The organism is Microcoleus sp. B3-D7, from assembly GCF_036705305.1.
Taxonomy (GTDB): domain Bacteria; phylum Cyanobacteriota; class Cyanobacteriia; order Cyanobacteriales; family Microcoleaceae; genus Microcoleus.
Genome location: NZ_JAUBUE010000012.1, coordinates 76,865 through 94,014, shown reverse-complemented (window position 1 = coordinate 94,014; position 17,150 = coordinate 76,865). Strand labels below are relative to the sequence as shown.

The 17,150-nt window shown below is 46.7% G+C and carries 11 protein-coding genes; 6 read left to right on the top strand and 5 right to left on the bottom strand.

Going from position 1 to position 17,150, the window contains the following annotated elements; genetic code table 11:
• Positions 1-3,869 (bottom strand): delta-60 repeat domain-containing protein (locus tag QUB25_RS11575; protein ID WP_333183425.1); only part of this gene is annotated, 3,869 nt, incomplete at its 3' end.
• 344 nt (positions 3,870-4,213) lie between these two features.
• Positions 4,214-8,671 carry a tetratricopeptide repeat protein gene (locus tag QUB25_RS11570; protein ID WP_333183424.1) on the bottom strand — a complete coding sequence of 1,486 codons (4,458 nt, stop codon included), beginning with the start codon at positions 8,669-8,671 and terminating at the stop codon, positions 4,214-4,216.
• 39 nt (positions 8,672-8,710) lie between these two features.
• On the opposite strand from QUB25_RS11570, the gene rpiA reads away from it, so the two are divergent.
• The 3 genes from rpiA to QUB25_RS11555 all read left to right on the top strand — a co-directional run bounded on the left by rpiA (position 8,711) and on the right by QUB25_RS11555 (position 11,937).
• Positions 8,711-9,427: a ribose-5-phosphate isomerase RpiA gene (rpiA, locus tag QUB25_RS11565; RefSeq protein WP_333183423.1), complete on the top strand. Its 717-nt coding sequence runs from the start codon at positions 8,711-8,713 to the stop codon at positions 9,425-9,427.
• A gap of 358 nt (positions 9,428-9,785) precedes the next feature.
• On the top strand, positions 9,786-10,967 hold the full coding sequence (locus tag QUB25_RS11560; RefSeq protein WP_333183451.1) for an aldo/keto reductase: 1,182 nt from the start codon (positions 9,786-9,788) through the stop codon (positions 10,965-10,967).
• Positions 10,968-11,181: 214 nt separating this feature from the next.
• A complete protein-coding gene (locus tag QUB25_RS11555; RefSeq protein ID WP_333038343.1) occupies positions 11,182-11,937 on the top strand; it encodes a Fe-Mn family superoxide dismutase in 756 nt (251 codons plus the stop codon).
• 178 nt (positions 11,938-12,115) lie between these two features.
• Here QUB25_RS11555 and QUB25_RS11550 read toward each other — a convergent pair whose 3' ends face one another.
• The 3 genes from QUB25_RS11550 to QUB25_RS11540 form a co-directional block, all read right to left on the bottom strand.
• A complete protein-coding gene (locus tag QUB25_RS11550; protein WP_333183422.1) occupies positions 12,116-12,901 on the bottom strand; it encodes an SDR family oxidoreductase in 786 nt (261 codons plus the stop codon).
• A 25-nt stretch (positions 12,902-12,926) separates the two neighbouring features.
• Entirely contained in the window at positions 12,927-13,670 is a 744-nt protein-coding gene (rsmG, locus tag QUB25_RS11545; protein WP_333183421.1) for a 16S rRNA (guanine(527)-N(7))-methyltransferase RsmG, read from the bottom strand.
• A 90-nt stretch (positions 13,671-13,760) separates the two neighbouring features.
• A complete protein-coding gene (locus QUB25_RS11540) occupies positions 13,761-14,432 on the bottom strand; it encodes an energy-coupling factor ABC transporter ATP-binding protein (RefSeq protein ID WP_333038351.1) in 672 nt (223 codons plus the stop codon).
• A gap of 414 nt (positions 14,433-14,846) precedes the next feature.
• Between QUB25_RS11540 and QUB25_RS11535 the strand changes: the two genes are divergently transcribed.
• From QUB25_RS11535 to QUB25_RS11525, 3 genes are all read left to right on the top strand, one after another.
• Positions 14,847-15,863, top strand: a complete 1,017-nt coding sequence (locus tag QUB25_RS11535) for a Sll0314/Alr1548 family TPR repeat-containing protein (RefSeq protein WP_333038355.1) — start codon at positions 14,847-14,849, stop codon at positions 15,861-15,863.
• A 128-nt stretch (positions 15,864-15,991) separates the two neighbouring features.
• Positions 15,992-16,444, top strand: coding sequence for a DUF3531 family protein (locus QUB25_RS11530; RefSeq protein ID WP_333038358.1), 453 nt, complete (start codon positions 15,992-15,994; stop codon positions 16,442-16,444).
• A gap of 184 nt (positions 16,445-16,628) precedes the next feature.
• Entirely contained in the window at positions 16,629-17,060 is a 432-nt protein-coding gene (locus QUB25_RS11525) for an NUDIX domain-containing protein (protein WP_333183420.1), read from the top strand.
• Positions 17,061-17,150 lie beyond the last annotated feature (90 nt).

The following is a 17,150-nucleotide window of genomic DNA, read 5'->3' as shown; positions in this document are numbered from 1 at the left end:
GTCGGGGTTCCCGTTGGAGTCGGAGTCGGGGTTCCCGTTGGAGTCGGAGTCGGGGTTCCCGTTGGAGTCGGAGTCGGGGTTCCCGTTGGAGTCGGAGTCGGAGTCGGCGTTTCCGTCGGAGTCGGAGTCGGAGTTTCCGTCGGAGTCGGAGTCGGCGTTTCCGTCGGAGTCGGAGTCGGAGTTTCCGTCGGAGTCGGAGTCGACGTTTCCGTCGGAGTCGGAGTCGGCGTTTCCGTCGGAGTCGGAGTCGGCGTTTCCGTCGGAGTCGGAGTCGGCGTTTCCGTCGGAGTCGGCGTTTCCGTCGGAGTCGGCGTTGGTGTTCCCGTTGGAGTCGGAGTCGGGGTTCCCGTTGGAGTCGGAGTCGGGGTTCCCGTTGGAGTCGGAGTCGGGGTTTCCGTTGGAGTCGGAGTCGGTGTTTCCGTTGGAGTCGGCGTCGGAGTTTCCGTTGGAGTCGGCGTCGGAGTTTCCGTTGGAGTCGGAGTCGGAGTCGGAGTCGGGGTTCCCGTGGGAGTGGGCGTCGGGGTTTCCGTGGGAGTGGGCGTTGGAGTCGGAGTTGGAGTCGGAATCGGAGTCGGAATCGGAGTGGGCGTCGGAGTTGGAGTTGGCGCGGTAATATTAACGCTGAAAGTTCCTAAACTCGTAGCAGCTACAGGATTCCCAGCAGTATCTTTAACTTGATTACCTTGCAGATTAATACTGTAAGTTGGATTATTATCTGCAATATCCCAACTTCCCCCAGGCGGAGTAAATGAATAACTAGCTGTCCGCCCCAAGCCATTAGTATTAGTATCAACACTGACAAAGTTAACAGGAATACCACCGCCCGACCAATTGATTAAAAAGTCAGAACTGTCTAGAGTTGTAACATCGATCGCACTATTATCGTTAAAAGTAACAGTAAAAGCTTGAGTGGTTCCCCCCGCCACCGTAATATCAGCAATAGTCGTCGGATTGACAGTTGGGGCGATCCCATCAATTACTATTGCCTTATTTTGACCCAAGGAATTAGCTGCACCCGGATTCGGCAAAGTCAAGACAGCATCAGCATTGGTAGCATTCTTAATAGTACCGCCGTTGAGAGATAAAGCAGTTGTCGAGGTATAGTCTAAGTCGAGACTGCTATTGCCGGCTGTTACTGTGTAATTAAATGTCAGAGTATTGCTGCCGCTGCCACTGGCATAATTAATGACAGTACCTGTACCGCCTGTGGCTAAAGTAAGCTGCGGCGTACCTGTAACAGTAACTGGTTGACTGAACGTGAGGGTAATGGGAATTGTTGCACCGATCGCGTAGGTTCCATCTGCCTGATCGGATGTGATATTAGTAATAACAGGTAATGGACTAACTGTAATGCTGGCTGTTTCGCTGGCTGTACTAAAAGGACTAGAAACGCCATTAGTTTCTAAATCCCCTGTCACATCTGCCGTGCCGCCGTTAGTGCCGGTGATTCTATCCCAAGCATTGAAAGTAATGCCGTTAGTAACTGTTCCGGTGTAGTTAGGGTTGGGAACAAAACGGAGGCGGGTTGTCGCGTCTGCTGATAACAACAGGGCAGTTGCAGCGGTAGGAACAGTAGTAATATTGTTCCAATTTGTGCCGTCGGTCGTATACTGCCAACTGCCGTTTGTAGTATCTAAAGTTGTGATGGCGATGCCTTTCGGACGCAGTAAAATGGCATCGTTGGGGTCGGTGATGCTGCTGCCGATAATAGCAGAAATTAATGTACCGCTGTTGTTGGTTTCGTTGACATTAATTGCTGTTAAATTAGACGTGCCCGAGTTGTCTAAAACTGGGGAATTGTTGACTAGGACGCTGACTTGTGCTGTTGAGGTACTGTAACCGTCGGTAGTTGTGTAGGAGAAGGTGTCGAGGCCGTTGAAAGTGGGGTTGGGAGTGTACACAATGCTGCGTTTGGGGTCGATCGCGATCGCCAAGACATTATTATCCGCATTGGGGTTAAAAGTAGGATCTGCCGTGCCGTCGCTGCTGTTCAACCGGGCAATATTGTTGCGAGGTTGCCCGCCGATATTGGTGAAAAAGCCACCTACTACTGGGTTGTTATTAGCATCGATCGCGATCGCATAAACTACATTGTCCGCGTTGGGGTTAAAAGTAGCATCTGCCGTGCCATTGCTGCTATTCAACCGGGCAATATTGTTGCGAGGTTGCCCGCCGATATTCGTGAAAGCACCCCCTACTACTGGGTTGTTATTAGTATCGATCGCGATCGCCCCGACCCAACTACTCGCATTGGAATTAAAAGTAGGATCTGCCGTGCCGTCGCTGCTGTTCAACCGGACAATTCTGTTGCGAGGTTGCCCACCGATAGTGATGAACAAGCCCCCTACTACTGGGTTGTTGTTAGCATCGATCGCGATCGGATAGACAAGATTATTCGCATTAGGGTTGAAAATAGGATCTGCTGTGCCGTTGCTGCTGTTCAACCGGGCAATATAATTGCGTGGCTGCCCGCCGAGATTGGTGAATTGGCCCCCTACAACTGGGTTGTTATTAGTATCGATCACGATCGCCCCGACAAAATTATTCGCATTGGGATTAAAAGTAGGATCTGCCGTGCCGTCGCTGCTGTTCAACCGGGCAATATTGTTGCGCGGCTGCCCGCCGATATTAGCGAAACCGCCCCCTACAAGTGGGTTGTTGTTAGCATCGATCGCGATCGCCCCGACAAAATTATCCGCATTGGGATTAAAAGTAGGATCTGCTGTGCCGTCGCTGCTGTTCAATCGGGCAATATTGTTGCGAGGTTGCCCGCCGATATTGGTGAAAAAGCCACCTACTACTGGGTTGTTATTAGCATCGATCGCGATCGCCCTGACTTGACTACCCGCATTGGGGTTAAAAGTAGGATCTGCCGTGCCGTCGCTGCCGTACAACCGGGCAATATAATTGCGTGGCTGCCCCCCGATATTTGTGAAATCTCCTGCTGCATAAATCCAGTCGTCAACAGTAACAGTGCCGCCTGTTGGGTGGGTAACACTCTGCACTGTCAGTGCCTTTGTGCCGCCTGTATCGTTTGTCAGCACGTTAATTTTAATATTAGGAGTGCCGACGGTTGCGATCGCATTGTCGGGAGTAGCAACAGGCAAGTCATTAACAGCTATCCTGCCCAAACGAAATGTAGCGCTTCCCTGGTCAGTATTGTCCCCAAAAAATAGGAAACTCGGCAATCTGTAAGGATTGAAAGGTAAAGGAGGAGAACTTGCAGCGGGGTCAAACTTGATTGGACGCAGCGGTCCTGTGAGGATTGCAGTTGGGTAATTATTAACAAAAAGTTCATAATTGCTGCCTTGTACTTTTAAGACATAATTGTTATTTGAAGTTAGATCGAATCCCGCCGGAAGTGTAGCCGTTTCAGCTTCGACAAAAGTATCTGACTGACCAAAAATTTTATTGTTTTTAAAACCCAATTCTAAACCGTTTAAGCCGTCGCTGCTAATAGCTGTGACGCTAAAACCCGCGCGGTTGGGGTTGCTAGTTTCTGTGGGAATTGCTGCATTAAAAGATATCGTATAACCAGCGGTGCGGTCTAATGCGGCGGCGGTGAAAGGCGGCAGTATCACCGGCGTAGGAGTAAGTAGCGATTGTGGATCGTAATTGTTGTAACCCGCATAGCCAGCATTGCTATTAGGAGTGTAGATGGTACGAGTATTGATGCCCGTTGTGTTTGGCGTAAACGCACCCGCAGCCAGAGAAGCCGTAGAACCGGGAAGAAAAGGGGGCGTGGGAAGTGGTGTACCGGGCGGGGCTATTTGTCCGTAAGCAAGGGCGGTGCCGCTGGGCGTGCCTATGCCGGGGGGCGTTCCGGCGGGAAGGTTGGTAATCGCGTCGTAGAGGGTAATATTGGGCATGATATATCTAAAGGTAGATGATTTTGCTGAGTTTGATAATGTCAAAGCCTAGCAAATTTACTAATGAGTGTCACCGTTTTTGTACCTGCTGTCAAAAAACTTACGCAATCTTTAAGTTTTAAATAATTCCTGCACCACAAAAAAGCGATCGCCCTAACTGGCATAAAGTTAGTGCGATCGCGGTACTATGAATCAGCTATTTATCTATCAGATTCGGCGCGGAATTTTTACGCATTTCCACGAAGATTGTTACAAGACTTCACAGAAAGAGGGGAAGAGTGAGAGATGCGGAAATTTTTCCTTCTAATGACTAATGACAACTGACAACCGTCAACAGTCAACAGTCAACCGTCAACTGACAAAAGTTTTTGAAACACCTCATACATATCCTCAGCCAATTTTTTAGGATTCCACAAAGGTGCGAGATGTTCTGGCTGCTTAGATTTTACTAAATGCTCTTTCACCGCATTTCTGAAACCAGCATCGCGGCCAAACTTAACTCCCCACTGCGTATATTCCTCCCAAGTCCACGCTGCACCAACATCAAGATTTGCACTTTTCAGAAAAGCGTAACCCATGCGCGAAAGATATTGGTCGCCGGAGCGAGTTACCACTGGCAAATTCGCCCACAAAGCCTCTAAATTATGAGTCCCGCCGTTGTAAGGATACGAATCTAAAAGCACGTCGGCTACATAATAAATAGCCCGGTGTTCTTCCTCACTTCGGGTTTGACCTATAAACTTAATCCGAGCAAAATCTACTCCCTGAATTTCGCATTCTTGGCGGTAAGTGCTGTGAATAACGTCGGGGTCGCCTTGACCTTTGCGGATTAACACACTATCTGGTACTTCCTTAAGAATTGTAACTTGAGCTCGTACCATTTCTGGATTGGTTTTTCTACCTGGCGCAACGCACAGATAAGTCATTTGATCTAAGCCAATTCCGAGAGCGTTTCTAATCGCCTCTCGATTCACAGGAATGCTTTGCAGTGCGCCAATTGCTACCGAACAAGCAGGCAATCTTACTAACTGTTCTAAGTAATTTTTTTCCACACCAGGGGGGTGAGTGTGTTCGTCGCACAGAAAGTAGTGATTATCTGAAATGTAGGGTGCGTCGAATCCCAGCCAAGAAACGCAAATTCCCGCAGGATATTGATACAGCACTTCGACATTTGTTGGCACTGTCATTGAGTCTAAGTCTATCAAAACATCCAAGTTGTCTTGCACTACTTCGGCGAAGATTTCACCGCCGTCAGCAAAGCCGTTTGGATATTTTTTAGGCCAGTAAAACTTGCCCGCCATGTCTTCAAACCGCTGCGTAACTTCATCTCGGTGGAGTTTCCCGGTGACGTAAAGGTGAACGTGGGGGGTGATGTGGCTTAATTCGCGAATTAAAGCTTCGCTGCACCAGCCTACTGAGTGGCGGCGGAAGTGTTTGGAAAGGAAACCGATTTTTAAAGGACGCTGTTCTTTTGCTTGGTAATTTGCTAGGTTGATTCTGTTAATGTCCTGGCGCTTAGGGACGGCTTTTTGGTAGTATTCTTTGGCAATAAGTCTGTAGAAACTGGCATTCTTTTCGCGGTTGTCTCGCAGGTGAGAAACTGCAAACAGGAAGATTTCGTAGAGCAGTTTTAGTTCGATTACGCTAAAGGTTTCGACCTTTTCGTAGCAGAGGTTTTCGATTTCTTCTAGTTTCTGAATTGCCTGTTTGCTGACACCTGATTGCAGGTAGGAAAAGACGTAGGCTGTAGCTGACATGACTGGGGCATTTTCGCCGCAGTTTTCGCAGTATTTGTCGGCAACGCTGCGGGCTCCGGCGAGGTTGGTAGAATGGCTTAGCAAGTCGCACAGTTGTTGGTAGGCTTCGCTATATTTGGAGTTGCATTCGATCGCCTTTTCAAAATTGGCGATCGCCTCCAACGGCTTATCTTGTTTCTGAATGTGTCCCATCCGGCAGTAAACCTCTGCCCAATTCGGTTTTAAGGCCAAAGCTTGCTGATAGCTGGCTAAAGCTTCTTCCAGCCGCCCCTGCATGGAAAAACAACTGCCGAGGTTAGCGTGAACTTCCGGCCAGTCGGGCTTAATTTTCAGAGTGTTTTGATAATTAGTAATCGCTTCTTCGTACTTGTTTTGCTGTAAAAAAGAATTGGCTATATTGAAGTGCAAAACTTCTAAATGCGGCTTTAAAGCTACAGCTTTCTGATAGTAAGCTATGGCGGCGTCGAGATTGCCTTGTTGCGATCGCGCGCTGCCGATGTTACCGTAAGCTTCTGCCCAATCCGGCTTAATGGCGATCGCTTTTTCGTAGCTTTCGATGGCTTCGTCGCGCTTTCCTTGGCTGAAAAGTCGATTACCTAAGTTAAAGTGGAAGTCTGCACCGACTAGCTGCGGGTTGAGTTCGGATGTTCTTTTAAAACAGGCGATCGCTGCTTCGATGTTGCCGTGTTGGTGATATACTTTCCCTAAATTCCAGTGAGCTCCCGCTAAATCGGGACTCAGGGCGATGGCTTGCTGGTAATGGGCGATCGCTTCTTCCAAACGCCCCATTTTGAAATACATACTGCCGATATTGGCGCGCACTTCCGCAAAATTGGGCTGCAATTCTAGGGCTTGAGAATACGATCGAATTGCAGCTTCAGTTTTGCCTCCTGCTTGCAAGGCATTGCCTAAAGTGACGTAAGCGTAGATGAAATCCGGTCGAATTTTTAGCGCTTGCTGACAAGCTGCGATCGCCTCTTTAATTTTACCTTGAACTAAAAAGTTTTCGGCGAGTTTATTGTACGGTTCTACTTCTTGAAAATTGGCAACTTGTCCGCTATCTGGAACATTGAGCGAGGTAACTTGATCGGAAAGTTCGGCGGGGTTTGTAAACGGAGTATTTAAAGTCTCCGTGGTTGGCGCTGGCGGCAAATTGATGCTCGAAGGCTGCAAGCCGTAGCCTTCATCTTTGTTGACAGATACTGGTTGCTGTTCGCCTGATTCTGTTTCTAATTCGATAAAGTTGCTGTCGGTAGTTTCCCGCTGTTTTTGTGCGAGCAAACTCGATAGTTTCTCAGCAGCGCTGGCATCTCCCGGTTGCAATTGCAGCACTTTTTGATAGCAAGTAATTGCTGCATCTAACTTTCCTTGCTGCTGCAAAACGCTGCCCAGCATCATATTGACCGAACACAATTGAGGATTAATTGCCAGAGCTTTCTGGTAATAATTGGCCGCCTGTTCCAATTGCCCTAACTTGTAATACATACTGCCGAGATTCGCGCTGGCTTCAGCAAATTCTGGCTGAATTTCTAAAGCTTGCAAGTAAGCTTCAATTGCCATTTCCAGCTTGCCTTGACTATGCAAAGCATTGCCTATTGTTAAGTAAGCAGGAGCAAAATTGGGTTGAAATGTAAGAGCGACATTACAAGAGGCGATCGCCTTTTCAAATTCTCCTTGCAAAACATAAACTTCCGCCAACTTTTTATGAACTTCCGCATCTTCGGGATTGAACTCTAAAGCTTTCTGATAATTCTCGATGGCGCCACCGAGATCACCCTGATCTTTCCGCCAATTTCCCTTTTGAAAATAATCTCTCACGGCCTCTAAACCTACTAAAGAATTCCCGATCATTTGCTCTGCCACTCGTACAGGTTTTACACTAATAATATTCAACCATTCTACCCAGTCTCGGGATCGCACCGACCAAGTACACCCTCGATTTATATATTCTACCTGCTGTCTTAAATGATTTTCAGCAGTTGCGCCGCCCGCACCCGTGCCCTCATTTAAAACTCCGACTATCGCCTGTAAAAACCGCCTTGTATATCCCTCCCAATCTGCGTTGCCCGCCCGATTCCAATTAGTTATCGATGCAAAATTTTTCACCCCTGACATGGAAACTAGACGGGCAAATCCAGCCGTTGTTTCCGGCAAAGCTGCCAATTCACTCGTCACAATGCGGCAACCGCTGGCCATCGCCTCCATCACGGCAATAGATGAGGTTTCCAAATAGGTATTTGGGTAAGCTAAAACCGCGACTGAACGCAGTTGCCGGACGAGTTCGGGTTGCGGTACGGAACCGACGTACTCGACGCCTTCTGTTTCCTGGCACTGGCGGTAAAGTTGACCGAAAAAAAGCTTGTTATCATTGTCGTCTATTTGGTGTACTTTCATGCTTGAAAATACTTTTAATCGGGTTCCGGGGACAGCTTGACGAATTTCGGGAAAGACTTTTAACAAAATATCGAGTCCGCGAAATGGAGTGCTGGTGTAAGCTAGAACGGGCGGTCGAGATTTATGAGAGAGGATAGAAATATTATCGGCGAAAAGGTTAGCAAAACAAGGTGCGATCGCATTTCTTAAAACACAACTGCGATTAGAGTCAATCCCAAAGCGCCGATGAAATTGCTCGCGTTGCCACTCGCTGACAAATACAAACGCATCGCAAGCATTGATTTCTCGCTGATTATTGAAATCTTGGAGGAATACAAAGCCCGGTTCGTTATGAATCCACAAAATTAACTTAGTTCGATGCCCCAAAAGCGGCTTAACTTCCTGCGCTTTGCCGACTATATTGACTATAACTAAAAAATCGAGCGATCGCAGCAATTCTAAATTAGATTTGTCCCCCACCCTGCGCCTGCAATCAACGCCGCGCGACATCCCCGACTGGGAAGTATTGTTGAGCAAAAATACCTCGTTTCCCTGTGCAGCCAACGCCTCGGCTAGGTAACAAATAGCCGACTGAGTGCCCCCCAAAGGTTTGCAGTAAGGAGTTTCAATATTGTAATCCCAAGTGTAGGTATCGAGAAATCCGATTTTCATTCAATGGTATAATCTTAAAACTATTAAGGAGTACCGAACATGACCACAGAACAAGATCCCGTAAAATTGATGAAACAGCAAGTCGGCTTTGCTGCAGCCGATCGCGTAAAATCTGGTATGATTGTCGGACTCGGCACTGGGTCAACTACAGCTTATACTATTCAAGCATTGGGCGATCGCATAAAATCAGGTGAACTTAAAGATATCAAGGGAGTGCCGACATCTTTTCAATCAGAAGTGTTAGCCAAACAGTACGGAGTACCGCTGGCAACACTCGATGAAATTGATAGAATTGATGTTGCTATTGATGGCGCTGATGAAGTCGATCCCCACCTCAACTTAATTAAAGGTGGCGGCGCAGCCCACACCCGCGAAAAAGTAGTCGATTACCTCGCAACTCAATTTATTGTAGTAGTTGACAGTTCCAAAATCGTAGATAAATTGGGTTCGACTTTTCGGGTGCCCATCGAAGTTATACCGATGGCATTAACACCAGTGATGCGCGCCATTGAAAAATTGGGTGGCAAACCCGAACTCCGCATGGGCGTGAAAAAAGCAGGCCCAGTAATTACCGATCAAGGTAATATGGTAATTGATGTCAAATTTGATGACATTGCCAACCCCGGAGAAATGGAAAAAAGCTTGAATAACCTTCCCGGTGTGTTAGAAAATGGTTTGTTTGTAGACTGTACCGATTTGGTTTTAGTCGGCGAAATCCAAGACGGAAAACCCGTAGTACGGGAGATTTCTAAATAGTCAAAACTGCCGCACTGGTGGTCAAAAACTCTTTGTGGAACAGGCATCTTGCCTGTTCAGGAGAATGCGGCAATATGCGAGTTACAACCCGCAAAAATACAAAAAACAAGGTTTTTTACCCTATAGCAACAGCCAAGACTATTAAGAAGTTCTTAATCAGTCAAACCCTGGGGATTGTTACATATTCCTTCTTCCTTCTTCCGACGGACATCGGACTGACATCCGTTACATCCGTTACATCCGAAGAAAACGAATCCGTTGCCCAACTTCCGACGGACATCGGACTGACATCCGTTACACCGTTAAAAAATCCGTTGCCGAACTTCTTTCTTCTATAGCTTTGACTTTGATTATGATGATGCAATATCGCAGATTCGGTCGCACAGAATTATCCATGCCCGTCTTTTCCTGCGGTGGCATGAGATATCAGTACAAATGGCAAGACGTGCCAGCCAATGAAATTCCCTCAGACAATCAACAAAATCTAGAATCGACGATTAGCTATTCGATTGAATGCGGCATCAATCACATAGAAACTGCTCGCGGTTACGGCACTTCCGAGATGCAATTGGGGTGGATTTTTCCGAATTTTCCCCGCGAAAAGTTGATAGTGCAAACGAAAGTTAGCCCCAAACCGAACTCCCAAGAGTTTCGCGAAGAATTTGAGAAATCCTTAGCTTATTTGCAACTAGAATACGTCGATTTACTGTCGCTGCACGGCATTAATACGTGGGAATTGCTAGAGGAGTCTATGCGTCCGGGCGGCTGCATGGATGTGGCCAGAAAGTTGCAAGCAGAAGGCAAAGTTCGGTTTATTGGTTTTTCAACCCACGGCCCGACGGATGTGATTGTCAAAACAATTGAAACCAATCAATTTGATTACCTTAACTTGCACTGGTACTACATCAATCAAAGTAATTGGCCAGCTATTGAAGCTGCTAAACGTCACGATATGGGCGTTTTTATTATCAGTCCTTCCGACAAAGGCGGTCAACTTTACAGCCCGCCGCAAAAATTGGTAGAGTTGTGCTATCCGTTGAGTCCGATGGTGTTTAATGATTTGTTTTGTTTGTCGCATCCGCAAGTACACACTTTGAGTTTGGGCGCCGCAAAACCTGAAGATTTTAACGAGCATCTGAAAGCTGTAGAATTGTTAGATAGAGCCGATGAAATTTTGCCCCCGATATTAGAAAAATTAGAAAATGCAGCAATTGATAAATTAGGAGAAGATTGGTTTAAGACTTGGCACGTCGGTTTACCAACTATCGAAAATACTCCCGGAGGTATTAATATTTATGTGATTCTGTGGCTGTGGAATTTGGCGCAGGCTTACGATACGATCGACTATTGCAAGATGCGCTACAACCTCTTAGGTAATGCCAGTCACTGGTTCCCCGGCCAGAAAGCCGATCGCCTCGATGAATTAGACTTGCGCCGCTGTCTAGCCCACAGTCCCCACGCTGCTAAAATTCCCGGTATTCTTCAAGCAGCCGATCGACTTTTTGGAGGCGAAGCCATCCAACGCTTGTCCCAAGAATAATCGCAAAAAAACCCGGTTTCGAGACAGAAACCGGGTTGATGAACCGGAGCACGTGAGTTAGTTACGCGCATACAATTAGCCTATACTTGAGAAACTCTCACAACCATCGCCCATCCGTCTCATCCATTCGGGCGATAGGACTTTTTTTCTCAACTCGCTCCCATTTTGCTTCAATCTGAGATAAAACAGTTAATAATTCACTTAGGTACTTTTTATGACTCTCAAACGCCGAGATTTCTTGTATTTGATGACTGCCACGGTCGGAGCTATTACCGCAGGTGCTTGCCAAGCGTCAGGAAATAATGTATCGCAAGCAAGTCCAGTTGCAGAAAGTCCAAAAATAGCCCAAACCCCCGGGCCTTTTACACTGCCACCTCTTCCCTACGAATACAATGCTTTAGAACCGCATATCGATGCGCGGACAATGCAATTTCACCACGACAAACACCACGCCGCTTATGTTAAAAACCTCAACGATGCTGTCAGTAAATACCCGCAACTAAAAAATATAACTGCGGAAAATATGCTGCGAGATTTGAGCAAAGTGCCGGAAGATATTCGCACAACCGTTCGTAACAATGGCGGCGGACACCTAAATCACAGTATGTTTTGGGAAATCATGGGTCCCAACGGTGGCGGCGAACCCACAGGGGCAATTGCAACAGCAATTAAGCAAACTTTCGGCAGTGTTGACGATTTTAAAGCAAAATTTAACGATGCCGGCGCCAAGCGTTTTGGCAGCGGTTGGGTTTGGCTAGTCCGCAATAAAGCTGGCAAACTTGAGATTACAACTACGGCAAATCAAGACACGCCTTTCATGGAGGGAAATTATCCAATTATGGGTAACGATGTTTGGGAACACGCTTATTATCTCAAATACCAAAATTTGCGCGCCGACTACTTAAAAGCTTGGTGGAATGTTGTTAATTGGGCGGAAATTAACAAGCGCTACGAAAAGGCGAGCGCTTAGTTCAACAAAGTTTGTTGTTGCGCTCAAGCGCAGACAGCCCAACAACAAACTCTGTTTTAATTAGGTAGGCGCTGGAAAACGCAATTAAGTAAACGATTGTAAAATATCCTTAGCCTTAAGCGTGGCTGACTTAGCCATGTTTACATACTGTTAGATGGTTCAGTTTAATGCCGCCTACCTACTTATTTTCTGATTCTGCTCTCAAACTAGGGCTGCCCTCAATGTACAGTCCACCATCTACCTTTAACACGCTACCCGTGATGTAGCTAGCTGCATCAGATGCCAGGAAAACTGCTGCTTGGCCTAAATCTTCCGGGAATGCCATCCGACCAAGAGGCATTTGGTTGCTGAACGACTCAAGCAATTCGTCGCTGTACCAGCGTCGCTCACCGGGAGTGTCAGTCCACCCAGGCTCTAGGATGTTGACTCGAATTTTGTGCCACATCAGTTCATTGGCCATAGAAAGAACGAGGTGATGACAGGCTGCTTTGGTGGTGTTGTAGTCAATAGCACCCTTATACGGAAAATGGGCGTGGGGGGATGAGATATGGATAATCGAGCCTTGGGCCTTCCTTTCCACCATACGGCGGGCGACTATTTGACATACATGAAACACACCGTACACCCCTATTTCTAGTGTCCGCTGTAAATCCTCAAATTTAGTTTCCAGCAAGGTGTTTCGGACGCTAGCGATCGCATTTGTTACTAAAATATCGATTTGACCGAGTTCTTGTTCGCACCTATCGACCATCCTTTCCACTTGGTCGCGCTGGGAGACATCTGCTTGAATCACGATAGCGCGACGGCCGAGAGAGTGAATCTGGTTGACTATTTCTCGCGCAGATGTTGGAGACTCGGAATAGTTGACACAAATATCTGCACCAGATTTTGCTAATTCAAGGGCGATGCCAGCACCAATTCCTTTCGAGCTACCTGTCACAAGTGCAATCTTATTGGCAAGCATAGTTAGTATTGAAAAACGGCTATAGCTAGCGCACGGGACGCTCGAACTGCTGTACAACTTTCCGCAAGTAAACGCAGTGCCGCGCCCCCTGACTCGTCGGCGTTGTGAATGCTTCGACTGACTCAACTTTACCGCCCAAATGCTCGATCGCCCTTTGCAACTCCGTTTCTTCCTCCACCGTCCAATTCCCCCGGTAAAGTACAGCCAAACCGCCATTTTTCAGCAGAGGCAGCGCGCATTTAGCGCAGAGAGGAGCTGCTCCAACTGCTCGGAGAACGGCTAAATCATAAGCTTGTTTGTGCTGTGGCGCTCTGGCAATTTCATCGGCTCTCCCCAACAAAGTTGCAGCATTTTCTATCCCTAAAGACGGCACAACTGTTTCCAAAAAAGTAATTTTTTTGCGCGTAGAATCGAGCAAAGTAACTGATAAATGCGGCAGGGAGATCGCGATCGGCAGACCCGGAAAACCCCCACCTGTCCCGATATCGATCGCTTTCTCCACCGACTCGGCGCCTAATCCGGGATTTTCCGCCGAATTATGATTAGCTGGCAGCAGTCTCGCAATTCCCCGCAGAGAATCCCACAAATGTTTTTCCCAAAACTCCATCGGCTCAGTAATTCGAGTTAAATTCAAGGAGCGATTTCCCTCGACAATTAACTCATAAAGCCGCTGAAATTGTTGCTGCTGGGACTCATCCGGCTGCCAATTCAGCGTTTTTTGCCACAACTCGTTCATCTGGGGCAATACAGGCATTGTAATCTGATTCATCTTCTATTCCCACTCTTTTGTAAGCTCTGCAAATTCTCTGCACTTAAAAATGCTTCATAATGCGGTAGACCAGCCCGCACTAACTAATGACTAATGACTAACAAAACTCGTTTCCTTAGCTTCTAATTTAGACCGATCGACCTCCTGCAAATCCCCGTGGTCTAAAGTCCAAAATCGGTCAGCAACGCTCAACAAATCGCTAGCATCGTGAGTTACAATCAACAAAGTCCAGTGACTTTTCAACTTACTCAACAAGCTTACCAACTGCCGACGCATCGACCAATCCAAACCCGCCGTCGGTTCGTCCAAAAGTAGCAAATGCGGCTGCCGAATTAGCTGCACCGCCAGGGCTACCCTCCGCTGTTGTCCGCCGCTCAAAGCGTGGGGAGAAGCGCGCAGCGGCAAATGTCCTAGTCCCACTTCTGCCATTGCTGAGTTAATTTGTTCTTGTCCCAATTCAGGATGACCCAACCGTAATTCTTCTAAAATTGTGCCGCCGCAAAAATGTCTTTCTGGAAACTGGAACACTAAACCTCCTAACTGTTGCAAGTGTTCCGGTGTTAATTCTTGTTCCCGCCAACGGATGTCCCCGCTAGTTTTTTCCGCTAAACCTGCTAATATTTCTAATAGCGTACTTTTGCCAGAACCGCTGCGACCCACAATCAGCCCCATTTGCTGCGAGGGCAGTTCTAAGTTAATATTTTTCAGAATAGGATTCGGACAGGCGGTGGGATGATATACTAAGTTTTTTAGATAAAGCATTAACGGCAGTTGTTAGTTGGCAGTTGGCAGTTGGCAGTTGGCAGTTCTTAACACTCAACAGTCAACAATCAGAAAAATAGTTATTGTTGGAGCGGGGAACTTCTGGTTGTGCTATTGATAGTTAAGGCTGTTTTTGGGTGGGGTCGATGGCACACAATTATTTTACATAAATCTTAACAAAAATTTCCTTTTTTTCATGATTGGTGTTTGATTTTTCTGCTTTTTCATGGTATATTCTAATAATGAAAAACTGTCCTTTAATCTATTATAAGTCACACTTACATTATTAAAATGTACCTCAAAAACCCTAAAAAATCAAGCAAATTTCACTCTTTGTTTGGTCGCGGCCCGAAAGTCGGAAAATTTAACTCTCTTGTTTCTAGTATACAGTATATTACATTGAGAGAATTGACGATGACGAAAACCCCTTTAGCATCGCTTGGCAAGCAAATGTTAAGTTCTAAACAGACAGTGCGGGCGATCGCTCCTGCACTGGCGATCGCCCTCAGCATCTGCATTAACTCGGCATTAGCGGGCGATCCCTTTCGCAGCAGCAACCCGCAGGCGATCGGGCCCAACACCGAAACCGCTTTCAAAACAATGTTTCAGCAAGGAAACTACAAACAAGCAAAAACTCAAATTCAACAAGCACTATCAGCCGAACCAAACGAGCCGCTAGCCTATGCAATGGCAGCCTCCATCTCATACATCGAGGAGGACTTAAACTCGATGAATTCCTACGCGCAAAAAACCCGCGAAGTAGGCGAAAAATTGGCAAAAACTAATCCATTGCGCGGCAATATTTACACAGCAGCAGGTCACTTTCTAGAAGGGGCGAACATTATAGCCAAAGAAGGAACCGCCAAAGGCGCGCCCCAAGCTTTGAGTAAATTGCGAGTAGTATTTCAATACCTAGATGCCGCCGACAAAATAGCCCCCAACGACCCAGAACTAAACCTAATCAAAGGCTACATGGACTTAATGCTAGCCACAAACCTGCCCTTTTCCAACCCCAACGAAGCAATTCAAAGACTCGAACAAAAAGCCTCTCCCCGCTATTTAGCTTATCGCGGCATGGCAGTAGGGTATAGAGACTTGAAAAAGTACGATCGCGCTTTAGAATTTGCGAACAAATCCCTAGCAGAAACGCCAAACAATCCCGAAGTTCTCTATCTAAAAGCACAAATTTTGTTTTCCCAATCCCAGGGAAAAGACGGTAACAAAACCTTACTTGAGGAAGCCCGAAAAAACTTCGACGCAGCCTTAGCAAAACCCGACCAACTGCCGCGCAGTTTAGTAGCCGACATCTTCTTTCAGCAGTGCAGAACCCGTAACCGTCTCGACAGCCAATCTCGCGCCTGCGACCCGATGCGCGATAAAATCAGAGATGCAGATGGAGTCTGGGGGCCGGCAGCCTTACCACCACTATAAAAAGAGTGAGAGGGGAAGTCAGAAGTCAGGAGTCAGGAGGAAAATTTTCCCTGTCTCCCTCTCTCCCAATTTTCCTCTCTCCTGCAATCCAATTCCTGCAATTCCATTCCCTTTCTTTGAAAAAATTGATGCAAGTAGAGTTTCGCGAGTTTAACCCCTTTGACCTCTGGATTTGGCTGAAGTTCAGCAACGTGCCTTCAAACGGTGAAAAACAGTATGTTGAAGAAGTTTTTGACTCTTGGTTTTTCTTGGGAAAACTGGGAGGATTTAATGCGGAAAATTTGCAAGTTCAAGATGAAGGCTTAGATATCAGTCAGATGAATTACGATGTTAATCTAGCCGACCAAAGCATGATGGCTTTGATGCACAATATGGGAGAAATGGAGTATCAAGGTTCTTGGGCTCGCTGCTGGTTTGATTTGGGCACTAGCGATGCAATTGGCCTCGATGTTTTGATTAATGTTTTCCAGCAACTCAGCAAAGAATTCGTAACCATTGAAAAACTCATTATTGGCGGGGAAAATAGAAACTGGCCCGTTGACACCAGTCGCCGTCGAGAGACTTTTGCTGCTGATAATTAGTGATTAGTGATTACTCATTAGGGGCGGATTCTACTCGTTACTAGGCTCTGCCTGGTAACACATACCCGGAGGCTCTGCCTCCTATTTTGCTGCTCCGAAAGCGAGGCAGAGCCTCTGGACATTGATTCCTAGGCATAGCCTAGGAACCAGTTAATGATTGATGACTAATGACTGATGACTAATTATGCAAAAAGGTACAATTCGCCTAATTGTTTTAGGATTAATTCGATCGGGCGATCGCATTTTCGTGTCACAATGCGAAGATCCGGTCAAACAAGAGACATTTTACCGAGCTCTGGGCGGTGGCATAGAATTCGGAGAACACAGTATCGACGCTTTGCAAAGAGAGTTTCAAGAAGAAATTAAAGCCGAGTTAACAAATATCAAATATTTGGCTTGTTTGGAAAATTTTTTTATTTTTAATGGCCAAGCCGGACACGAGCTAATACAACTTTATCAGTGCGAATTTGTCGATCCCAAATTTTATCAATTGGAAAGTCTAGCTTTTGCAGACGGAGAGTGGGTATTTACCGCACTTTGGATGCCGATCGAGCGCTTTCGATCGGGCGAATTGCGCCTAGTTCCAGAGCAATTTATCGACTACTGCGAAGGCTAAAAACTCAACCACTACCAAAAAATACATACCTGATATGGGGGAATTAAACCTAAAATATTTGCATTAGGGGCGGGTTTCACCTGAAATATT

Bases quoted from the DNA above. Each gene is read 5' to 3' on its own strand.
- QUB25_RS11570 (WP_333183424.1), bottom strand. From the start codon at position 8,671: ATGAAAATCGGATTTCTCGATACCTACACTTGGGATTACAATATTGAA.
- rsmG (WP_333183421.1), bottom strand. From the start codon at position 13,670: ATGAATCAGATTACAATGCCTGTATTGCCCCAGATGAACGAGTTGTGG.
- QUB25_RS11555 (WP_333038343.1), top strand. From the start codon at position 11,182: ATGACTCTCAAACGCCGAGATTTCTTGTATTTGATGACTGCCACGGTC.
- QUB25_RS11525 (WP_333183420.1), top strand. From the start codon at position 16,629: ATGCAAAAAGGTACAATTCGCCTAATTGTTTTAGGATTAATTCGATCG.
- QUB25_RS11530 (WP_333038358.1), top strand. From the start codon at position 15,992: ATGCAAGTAGAGTTTCGCGAGTTTAACCCCTTTGACCTCTGGATTTGG.
- QUB25_RS11560 (WP_333183451.1), top strand. From the start codon at position 9,786: ATGCAATATCGCAGATTCGGTCGCACAGAATTATCCATGCCCGTCTTT.
- QUB25_RS11535 (WP_333038355.1), top strand. From the start codon at position 14,847: ATGACGAAAACCCCTTTAGCATCGCTTGGCAAGCAAATGTTAAGTTCT.
- QUB25_RS11540 (WP_333038351.1), bottom strand. From the start codon at position 14,432: ATGCTTTATCTAAAAAACTTAGTATATCATCCCACCGCCTGTCCGAAT.
- rpiA (WP_333183423.1), top strand. From the start codon at position 8,711: ATGACCACAGAACAAGATCCCGTAAAATTGATGAAACAGCAAGTCGGC.
- QUB25_RS11550 (WP_333183422.1), bottom strand. From the start codon at position 12,901: ATGCTTGCCAATAAGATTGCACTTGTGACAGGTAGCTCGAAAGGAATT.